The organism is Ochrobactrum sp. SFR4 (assembly GCF_019730395.1).
Lineage (GTDB): Bacteria > Pseudomonadota > Alphaproteobacteria > Rhizobiales > Rhizobiaceae > Pseudochrobactrum.
In genome coordinates this window covers 1-657 of the sequence record NZ_JAAPBB010000082.1, presented here as the reverse complement: position 1 = coordinate 657, position 657 = coordinate 1, and the positions used below count along the sequence as shown (strand labels likewise).

Annotated in this window: 1 protein-coding gene and 1 pseudogene; both read right to left on the bottom strand. The window is 51.8% G+C overall.

From position 1 onward, the window contains the following. The coding region (locus tag HBA93_RS17945; RefSeq protein WP_221724199.1) for a regulatory protein GemA at nt 1-373 on the bottom strand (373 nt) is incomplete at its 3' end. Continuing rightward, a pseudogene (locus tag HBA93_RS17940) lies at nt 370-657 on the bottom strand (DUF7168 domain-containing protein); the annotation flags it as partial. The pseudogene HBA93_RS17940 and the gene HBA93_RS17945, both read right to left, overlap by 4 nt.

Here is a 657-nt window from a genome sequence, read left to right as displayed (position 1 = left end):
CTTTAAGGGCTTCAATGACCTTTCGGGCATCATCATCGTAGGTCAGGAACCGTGTGTGATCGACACCTGTCTGACGTTTCACAAAAGCGAGCAATGCCTGATCACTTTTGTTGCGGATGATGCCGAGGTTCCAGCAGGCAATCCAGAGTGCCTGCAGCTTTGCTGCATACTTGCCTTCAAGCTGCTTTCGAGTGCCTTTTGGAACCGAATTAAAACCCTGTTGACGGAAGTGTTCAGCAAGCTTAATGCGCAGCGGTTCGCTCATATCTTTTGTGGAGCGTTTTCCTGTGACGCGCTCGCACACGTCACGGAAGTCCTCTTCATCAAGGCCAAGCTGTTTTTTGGCGACATGGAGCAAGGCGAGCGTGCTCATGCTGCACCGCCGATCAACTTCGTAGACTGTGAGCCGTTCACACCATGGGAGAGTTTCACATTGGCACCGGCTCTCCAGCCAGCGCCCGCCGCATCGTCATAGCGGGTTTTGTGTGATTTCAGTGTTATTGAGCTGGTATCTGGAAAACGGCGGTTGCGTTCACTCTGTGACTTTAGCGTAGCATCATCCGACATAGTTTCAGTGAAAATTTGCTGCAGGCGAACACGAAGACGTCGCACTAAACCACTCGTAAAATCGGCAACTGCTTGTCGTCTCGTCGCTAC